Annotated in this window: 8 protein-coding genes and 1 pseudogene; 3 read left to right on the forward strand and 6 right to left on the reverse strand. The window is 37.7% G+C overall.

What is annotated here, in order from left to right:
* Positions 1-242: pseudogene (locus Q4489_RS17865) on the reverse strand (hypothetical protein); the annotation flags it as partial.
* A 115-nt stretch (positions 243-357) separates the two neighbouring features.
* Here Q4489_RS17865 and rsmD point away from each other — a divergent pair.
* Positions 358-951 (forward strand): 16S rRNA (guanine(966)-N(2))-methyltransferase RsmD, encoded by a 594-nt coding sequence (gene rsmD, locus Q4489_RS17870; RefSeq protein ID WP_303483203.1) that lies wholly within the window; start codon positions 358-360, stop codon positions 949-951.
* A 64-nt stretch (positions 952-1,015) separates the two neighbouring features.
* Positions 1,016-1,546: a hypothetical protein gene (locus Q4489_RS17875; RefSeq protein WP_303483207.1), complete on the forward strand. Its 531-nt coding sequence runs from the start codon at positions 1,016-1,018 to the stop codon at positions 1,544-1,546.
* Here Q4489_RS17875 and Q4489_RS17880 read toward each other — a convergent pair.
* The 3 genes from Q4489_RS17880 to Q4489_RS17890 all read right to left on the reverse strand — a co-directional run bounded on the left by Q4489_RS17880 (position 1,543) and on the right by Q4489_RS17890 (position 4,113).
* The gene (locus Q4489_RS17880) at positions 1,543-2,130 is read right to left on the reverse strand and encodes a YjaG family protein (RefSeq protein WP_303483210.1); all 588 of its coding nucleotides are present in this window, start codon (positions 2,128-2,130) and stop codon (positions 1,543-1,545) included. The genes Q4489_RS17875 and Q4489_RS17880 overlap by 4 nt on opposite strands.
* A gap of 57 nt (positions 2,131-2,187) precedes the next feature.
* Positions 2,188-3,255, reverse strand: coding sequence for a hypothetical protein (locus Q4489_RS17885; protein WP_303483212.1), 1,068 nt, complete (start codon positions 3,253-3,255; stop codon positions 2,188-2,190).
* A gap of 96 nt (positions 3,256-3,351) precedes the next feature.
* Positions 3,352-4,113: a SapC family protein gene (locus Q4489_RS17890; RefSeq protein WP_303483214.1), complete on the reverse strand. Its 762-nt coding sequence runs from the start codon at positions 4,111-4,113 to the stop codon at positions 3,352-3,354.
* 358 nt (positions 4,114-4,471) lie between these two features.
* On the opposite strand from Q4489_RS17890, the gene Q4489_RS17895 reads away from it, so the two are divergent.
* Complete coding sequence (locus Q4489_RS17895; protein WP_286270680.1) at positions 4,472-4,672, forward strand: hypothetical protein; 201 nt, start codon at positions 4,472-4,474, stop codon at positions 4,670-4,672.
* A gap of 121 nt (positions 4,673-4,793) precedes the next feature.
* Here Q4489_RS17895 and Q4489_RS17900 read toward each other — a convergent pair whose 3' ends face one another.
* Positions 4,794-7,301, reverse strand: a complete 2,508-nt coding sequence (locus Q4489_RS17900; protein ID WP_303483219.1) for a glycoside hydrolase family 3 C-terminal domain-containing protein — start codon at positions 7,299-7,301, stop codon at positions 4,794-4,796.
* A 189-nt stretch (positions 7,302-7,490) separates the two neighbouring features.
* Positions 7,491-9,125 (reverse strand): glucose-6-phosphate isomerase, encoded by a 1,635-nt coding sequence (gene pgi, locus Q4489_RS17905; RefSeq protein ID WP_303483223.1) that lies wholly within the window; start codon positions 9,123-9,125, stop codon positions 7,491-7,493.
* Positions 9,126-9,429 lie beyond the last annotated feature (304 nt).

Genomic DNA, 9,429 nt, shown 5'->3' on the forward strand with positions numbered 1-9,429 from the left:
GGCTCTGGCTCTGGCTCTGGCTCTGGCTCTGGCTCTGGCTCTGGCTCTGGCTCTGGCTCTGGCTCTGGCTCTGCAATGTTTTGTTCTCTCTGTGCTATTGGCAAGTCTTTTTCTTCAATTTCTGCCACATTTTCAACTTCAGAGCTTTGCTGTTCTTGGTTAACTTGCTCTTCTTCCGATGTAGGTTTTTCCGTCTTACTACCGAAACCTAACCAAGAAAACATACCTTTTTTTTCTGACATTTCGTAACTTCTTTCTGTTAAAAGCGAACAACGGGTGTTATTGCGTGTTAAACAAGGATAAAATTGCAGCTAGTTTAACACCTTAATTGCCGACAAAAAACAAAAGCTTGATCTGATGCGACCGACTAAACAAAAAACAACGCCGAAGAAAAAATCGCAAGGCAATATACGTATTATTGCTGGTAAACATCGTGGCAGAAAACTTCCCGTTATTAATGCTGAAGGTTTAAGACCAACAACCGATAGGGTTAAAGAAACAGTATTTAATTGGTTAATGCCATATATCAATGACAGCAAGTGTTTGGACTGTTTTTCCGGTGCTGGCAGTTTAGGATTTGAAGCGATTTCTCGTGGAGCAACCCAAGTAAACATGCTTGAGTTAAACAAACAAGCTGCTATGCAACTCAAAAAAAACAAAGCGTTATTAGCCGCTGATAATTGTCATATTCATCATGTTGACTCGCTCAGCTTTCTTGCTGATCCGGCCACTGAAATGTTCAACATAGTTTTTATTGATCCGCCGTTTCGCCAGCAATTACTTCCTAATGTCATTCATTTACTGCAACAAGGATGGTTAGCGACTGATGCACTTATTTATATTGAACAAGAGCTCGACAATAAAGACGAATTTATTCCAAATAACTGGCAGCTATTGAAAGAAAAAGTCGCGGGACAAGTAAAGTATCAATTATTTCAACAAGAAGCTTAACTACGTTTGATCTTTTTCCTCGCTACATTCGTAGTGGTAAGAATACTAACCAGACGAGTGTCTTATGTTTAAGTTTAAAATTTTTATTGCTTTGCTTGTACTCATATTGACGGCATGTTCAACAACCTACTCGAATAATAACGTAACCAATTCGAAGTTTCCCCAGGTTACTGGCGAAAACTTGTTAAAAGAGACCGTTCAGCTCCCACAAGCGCTATCTAAAAAGAAAACCATCTTGTTATTAGGTTTTCAACAGGACAGTCAATTTGATATTGACCGTTGGCTTATCGGTTTAGATATGACGAATACGACAATTGACGTGATAGAAGTACCGACAATACAAGGTATGTTTCCTCGCATGTTTAGCACTCAAATTAACGACGGAATGCGAAAAGGCATACCAAAAAGTTTGTGGGCTGGGGTGATAACCGTTTACCAAGATGGAGATAAGCTGCAACAATTTACCGGTAACATCAACCCTAACAATGCGCGGGTTATGCTTTTAGATAGTGACGGAGTCATTCGCTACTTTTATGATCAAGGTTTTTCTGTAAAAGCGCTAAACGCATTGCGTAAGGCAGTAAAGAGCCACTAAGTGAGCTCTATTCCTAGGCTAGATAATCCCTGACCTAATGCCATGTCTTTAATCGCTTTAATTGTTTGCATGTTTTCTGGAGAGTGTTGCAATAAATCAAACATGGCATTTTGCATTTCTTGTTCCCACTGCATAAGCGGGTCTTGATTAATTAATAGTGGATCTACATCTTCTATTTCGCTATTTTCTTCTAAAATAAGCAGCTCAACATAGGCAGAAACACTGTTGTGTGAAAGTCGTGATATCTGGTTAATTAGCTCAATGTCATTATCTTGAATATATTGCAATAAAGCATTGAGCGCCATACAAGCATCTAATGCTGGAAATACACCAAAAAAGCTAAACTGTTCAGGATCTGGTATTTCTGCTTCTAATTTTTCGAGTTGCACTTCACAGTTAATATTTACTTTTTGCTTTTTATCGAGCCGTTGCCATATCAAATTTAGTTGATTTCGTAAGACTCTATAATCACCAACCTCTGTTGCTTCACTAAACATTTTATAATTAGGCAGCATACGTTCAAGTAATGCTGCGCTAAACGTTATTTGTTGCCATACAGAGAGTTTATTAATCGGAAGTCGCATTAAAACAAGTCACTTATAATTGTCATTATGCCAAGTATACTGGCTACACAAAGATGTTCATTCTTTTTTTGCTAATTCTTTTTGCGCATATTCAAACCGTAAACGGTATTCGGTCACTTGTTGCTCAAAATCAGTAATGGTTTGCGTTAATTTTGTTGAAAGCGTTTGGTTTTCATCTCGTAACGACTTAATTGTTGCTCGCGCTTTAGCGTATTCACTTTCTTGTTGTTGTTTTTTTGCAAGCTGGCTAGCCAGTTTTTGTTGGCATTGAGCAAAAGACGTTTCCATTTTTTCAGCACTTTCTTGCGAATCAATTAGTTGTGTTTCAAGAGTTTTAATTTCTGATATTAATTGTGTTGAGCGAGCATCACCCTTGTGTATTTGTTCGTGTAGTTGCTGATTTTCTTTTTTTTGCGCAGATATAAATATTTGCTGTTCGGTAGTTTCTTCCGAAAGCACTTGATGCTGCTTTCCTAACACTCGTAATTGCTCACTCTGCTGTTTATTTTGTTGTTTAACGACTGTTAACTCTTGCTCGAACGCTTGTTCTTTTTCAAGTAGAGATAATTTATGGCTTTCCCGTTGTGATTCTAAGTTGTCGATGTTGTGCTGCAGCTTTTCTTGTAATTGCTCTGATTTTGCTTGATAGAGCTCAAACTCAGCGGTTATTTCATTTAATTGGCTATTTAACTGAGTGATCTGTTGGTTTTGAACATCTAACGTTGCGGTTTTAGCTTGCGTTGTTTTTTGTAGGTTAGCAGTAATTTCTTGTTGTTCATCTAACTGTTGATTTAATATTTTGCATTGTTGTTCTAATGCAAGGCTATGTTCATTATTTTCAGCAGAGGTAATTTGATGCGTTAATACATTAACTTGTTGTTGGTGGTTTTGTTCTAAATGCGAAATATCTTGTTGTAATTGTTTATTGGTTTCATTTATTTGGGCAAGTTTATTTTCAAGCTCAATGACATAAGGTATCGATGATATTTGCAAAGGCGTTAATGAATCGACATGCGATTGAGTAGTAATAACCGACACTCGATGTTTTAGTTGCTGCGAAATATCATCTACAAGCGTTTGAATTTGTTGCTCTACTTCGCTCGATTTATCGTGTTTATCTGCCATGCACATTCCTGATGTTATATCACCTTGTTAAAATTAGCACAGCAGATAGCAATAAAAAAGGGAGCAAATGCTCCCTTAATCACGTAAATGAAAGCTTTACTTTTCTTCAGCTTTTTTTACGTTGTATTGAATGTTAGCCACTTTTTGCGCATTGCTACTTGCATTACGTAGTTGTGCTAAACGGTTTACTTGGCCAGAAGACGCTAACATTGAATGAATAGGCATGAAGATACCTGTTTTATAAAGCTCAAGAATTTTTTCATCAGTTAAGCTTTGTAACTTCTCTTCATTGATACCATATAAGCCAACAAGCTTTTTATTTTGACCATCAGAAAACGATACATTTAGCTCAAGCTCTTGTAATAAATCGTTGTCTGTTAAAACTTTTAAGAAGTTTTGGCTAGTCATCTCGTTTTCGTATAAACGACCTAATTGATCATGAATATTTTTGAAAAATTCCGTTTCTTCGCCTTTATCATCAAACAAAGCATTGTCTTTATCTTCACCAACAAACGGGCTGTCTAAATCAACACATGCTGTTAGGGTGTTTTCTTTTTCAGGATCTAAACCTAAAGAAAAAGGTACAAGTGAAATCGCCTGCGGAATATAAATAGCCTGCCATTTTTCACCTTCAAGGTATAAGTTTTCACCTGACTCTAAACCTAACATTACCACACTACGATATTGACCTGATTCTGGATCTTTAATAAAAACAATAGGGTAACTTGTTGAAGCTTGTGCAAACTCACGAACATTGATTGGGGCAATATGCTGATCTGCAAATTGTCTTAAGTCACGTTGGGTAGCAACTTTAACGTTTTGATGTTGCTCTTTTTTTACTGCTACGATATTTGTCATGTTTATTCCACTCTAAGCTTTAATTCACTGCGGTTAATTATTTATAGATAAGTCGCAGAATTTCTAATAGTGAAGTAGTTATATAGACACCTTTCTTGGCTTTCAATGGCTAAACGGGAAAAATATAGTATTATTAACATTAATATCGTCAACATTTACCTTTATTATCCATTCATTTCACTATAACTTGCTAAAATTAATGAACTTTATATCCCCTTTAATACAATATAAAAATGTCGCTAAAAAAAATTATCTTTTTTTAGTTATTTTGCTTTGTGTAACGTTAATTTCAAAAACAGCATTAGCAAAATCGAACATAACGCCCATTTTCGGTTATAGTTTAAAAGGCTTCCCAAGAATGCAGATAAAGAATGAATCTAATCAAGAATTAGCATGTTGGGTGGCAATAGATGGTTTTAAAAAGAAATTTCGCCTGCCGCAATTCACTACCTCTCAATGGATAACGGTTTACGACAAGCGGTATAATTATCAAAACTTTAGCACTTGGTGCGATAACATTAAGCACCATCCTGAATATCGAAAATATAATCGAGGGTAGTTTTATTACTTTCAGAAGCTATCAGTGCGACTGCCAACCAAGACAATCGCACTGGCAGTAGCCTGCTACTTGGTTAAATATTCAAATGTTTTTTCAAGATGAATATTGTCTAATGAGCTCCCTAACAGTACCGTGAAACCTCCAGGTCTGCTCGCCAATCCCCAATATTACTATCCCAATAGGATAAGTCTCGCTCATTAAGCGTTATTGACACTTGCTGTGTTTCACCCGGCGCCAAATAGACCTTAGTAAACCCTTTCAGCTCTTTTTCTGGTCTTGGAACACTTGCTTGATGATCATTCAAATAAAGTTGAACAACCTCTGCTCCAGCACGAGAGCCGACGTTTTTTACTTTCGCTGTCACGGTCAATGTATCTCCTTGGTACAAGCTCTTTGTCGATAGCTTAATATCACTTATGGCAAACTTGGTATATGACAAGCCATGACCAAAAGGGAATATGGGTTTGATATTTTGTTGTTCAAACCAACGATAACCAATAAAGACTCCCTCACTATATAAAGACTCAATCGCATTATAATCGTTAAGTGCAATGGGAGCTGTATGCGCTAGCTTCTCTGGTAACGTGATTGGTAACTTCCCACTCGGATTTATGTCACCGAATAGTATATTGGCAAAAGCATTTCCGGCTTCCATACCTCCGTACCAACCCCAAACAATTGCATTTGCTTGATCAACCCATGGCATTTCAACCGCGGATCCTGCAATTAAAAATACAACGGTTTTAGTATTTGCTTGTAATAGCTTTGTAATAATTTCATCTTGATTATTTGGTAATTTCATATCAGGGCGATCAATAGATTCTCTATCGTCGGCATGACTTAAACCGCCAAAATATATTACGGCATCCGCATTTTTAGCCGCAGATAAATATTCAGCTTCTGGGGTAAATAAGTTACCAGGGGCATCCCAACCGAGTGTAAAACCGCCTTTTCCATCATACTCAATGTCAAACTGATAAGCCTTATTGGCTTGCAGCATGATCTGAGGTGAGCGCTTAGCTTGACCAATTTTTTCTGTATCAATAACGACCTTACCATCAATGGTTAATTTAAAGCGACCATCCGCAATTACGTTTAACTGATGCTTACCGGTCTCTAATGGCTTTATCTCTGCATTCATCGAAATAAATTGCTTATTGTCAATATTCTTAGGTTTAAACTGCGAGTCTACGATCCAAGACTCACTTAATTTATGTTGACGAGCCTCACTATCAAAATAACTAATATGCCATGCAGGTGTTCCTGTCCAATGACGTGATGCCACGTAGTCACTGGCAATAGGGGCAAGAATACTGCTACGAGCACGCATCACTTGAATATTAACATCATCGCCTAACGCGGCTTGTAAGCCTGCTAATGGCGTCACTTCATACAAAGATTTCACTTCTGATGAACCACCGCCGGTGCCATGCTTTTTATTAGCATTTGGCCCAATAACTAATACATTTTTTAATTGTGATTTATTTAACGGTAAAACAGTCTTTTCATTAACAGGATTGTTTTTTAATAAAACAACGCCTTCTTGCGCAATTTTTCTTGCCGCTAATTGATGTGCTTTCGTATTACGCTCGCCTTGAACACGTTTTTCATCGTACATGCCAATACTATACTGCACACGTAAGATACGTCGTACTTTATCATCAAGCACAGATTCAGGGATTTTTCCTGCCTTTATTTGTTGTAAGAAAGGCTTTGCTAAGTAGTAATCATCGTAGTTTTCAACGTCAGTGCCCATTTCTAAATCTAGGCCGTTCATCGCCGCTTCATAAGTGTTTATATCAACATTCCAATCTGTTAATAGCACACCTTGGAAGCCCCATTCACCTTTTAGAATATCCATAACCAAGTGCTTACTTTGGTTTGCGTTGGTACCATAATACTCATTATAAGCCCCCATCATTCCAAGCACTCTGCCTTCTTTAACGGCCGCTTCAAAAGCAGGGAGGTACACTTCTCTAAGTGTTCTTTCATCAGGCTTTGCATTAACACCTGTTCGATTAAGCTCTTGTGTATTTAATGCATAATGCTTTACCGTTGCGGCGACATCATGCTCTTGAATGGCTTTTATTTGCGGTACAACTAATTTCGCGGCAAGAATAGGATCTTCACCCATATATTCAAAATTACGGCCGTATAAAGGGAGACGCGCTAAATTCACCCCTGGTCCCAAAATAAAGTCTTTCTTTCTCTCACGCGCTTCGCTACCTAATACATCACCATGAAGCGCCGCTATTGCAGGGTCCCAACTGGCGGCAACAGAGGTTAAGTGAGGTAAGTATGTTGAATGATCGTCATCCCAACCTGCTGAATCCCAACTATGACGCTTGATTTGATGACGAACACCGTGAGGACCATCAGACAACCACATTTCTGGAATTCCAACACGTTCAATTGCGTTTATATGAAACTTTCCGCTGGCATGCACTAATGATACTTTCTCTTCAAGTGTAAGTTTAGCAAGCATCGTTTCTACATCATTTTCTACGTTTGCGAGTCTAATTTGCTTCGCACTTTTCGTTTTAAGCTCCGTAGAATGGTTCCCTGATTGACATGCGGACAGAATGCCACATACCAATAAACCTATACTAAATACATTAATTTTATTCATGTTTCACCAAATATCGCCGCCACACAGAAAAATGTAAGCGCTTACAATGTTATCAGGAAGATAAATTTTTTTGTTGATCATTTCAAGAAAAATCAACATTTGTCTTTAAATAGCGTAGAAGAACAAGAAGAAAATTAACATATCGGCGCTAAAGCTGCGCCGATATTAAAAAGAGTTTTTGAATAGGTTTTAACGATTTCGTTGTCTAAATAATTGAATTAATGCGTTTGTAGAACCATCCATTGTTAATGGTTCATCATGATCTGAAAGCTTAGATAACACCTGATTGCCTAACGCTTTACCAAGCTCTACACCCCATTGATCAAATGAATTAATTTGCCAAATAACGCCTTGCACAAATACCTTATGCTCATAAAGTGCTATTAAACTGCCTAATGTTTTTGGATCTAACTTATCAAAAAGTAATGTATTACTCGGTTTGTTACCTTTCATCACCTTATGACTAGCAAGATTTTGAATTTCATCCGTACTACATTTTGCTTTTTTCATTGCTGCTGTAACTTGGGCTTCTGATTGTCCTTCCATTAACGCTTGCGCTTGTCCGAAACAATTTGATGCCAACATATCGTGATGATTTTCCACATCGTGATGCGGATACAATGGCAACATAAAGTCTACCGGAATAGGTGTTTTACTTTGATGGATTAACTGATGAAATGAATGTTGTCCGTTGGTGCCTTCACTCCCCCAAATAATTGGACCTGTATCGTAGTCTAATTCTTGGTTGTTAATCGATACAGATTTACCGTTACTTTCCATATCAAGTTGCTGAATATAAGCTGGCAAACCTCGTAAGTAATGGTAATAAGGTAGTAATACTTGAGATTGTGCACCATGGAAATTACGGTACCAAATACCAAGTAAGCCCATAATAACAGGAAGATTCTCTTCTAACGGCGCGGTTGTAAAGTGCTGATCCATTTCAAAAGCACCTTGTAAAAACTCACGATAGTTTTCATACCCTATTGCCAAGGCTAAGGGTAAACCAATTGCTGACCACACAGAGTAGCGACCACCAACCCAATCCCACATGGGGAAAATGTTTGCAGAATCAATGCCGAAGTTTTCAGCCGCTTCTATGTTTGTAGAAACACAAGCAAAGTTGTACTGAACGTCTGATTGCGTAGCCGTTGACAAAAACCATTCTTTTGCTGATTCAGTATTTCTCAGAGTTTCCTGTGTCGTTAATGTTTTTGAAGAAGTGATAACCATGGTTGTTTCGGGGTCAAGCTTTGCTAATACATCTTGTAAGTGGCAACCATCCACATTGGCGACAAAATGTACATTTATATGTTTTTGGCGATACGGTTTAAGTGCTTCCGACATTATTTTAGGGCCTAAAAACGAGCCGCCAATGCCAATGCTAACAATATCGGTGAATGCTTTTCCTGAATAACCTTTTTTACTACCATTTGAAACAGCATCAACAAACGTTTTAACTTTTTCTAATGCTGCATGCACTTGTGGCATTACATCTTGATTGTCTACGGTGACACTTTTACCTGAAAAATTTCTTAACGCAGTATGTAGTACAGCTCTGTTTTCCGTTAAGTTAATTGGTTCACCTGAAAACATTTTTTTGCGATAGTCTTCTAACTCAGCATTCTTGGCTAAATCAATTAACAAACTCATTGTTTGCTCGGTGATCTGATTTTTTGAATAATCGAGTGTAAGGCCCGCAGCTGTCGCAGAAAACTTTGTAAACCTTTGATCGTCAGCTATAAACAAATCACGCATATGTGTTGATTTAATTTCTTGAAAATGTGATTTAAGCGCTTGCCATTGTGGTGAACTTGTTAACATAACTAACTCCTATATGATCCTCTTCCAGCTCAAGTTAAAGCAAATAGTGCATTCCTGACGGTGGGTATTTACTCAGCATGATCTAAACATGAAAAAAAACACCATTTATGCGGTGAATTAACGCGATTATAACACCATGAACGGGATACAAGCTAGAAAACAAGATGATTTTGTAGTTTTTTTACATCATTTTTGAATATTTATCCATTTTATTGCCTGTTAATCAATGTAGTGGTCAACTAAAACTGGCCACCTTGTTATAAGTTTTCCAATATTTGTGTTCGGCCTCTAATGGCGATAACCC

It is taken from the genome of Thalassotalea sp. 1_MG-2023 (genome assembly GCF_030546745.1).
Lineage (GTDB): Bacteria > Pseudomonadota > Gammaproteobacteria > Enterobacterales > Alteromonadaceae > Thalassotalea_C.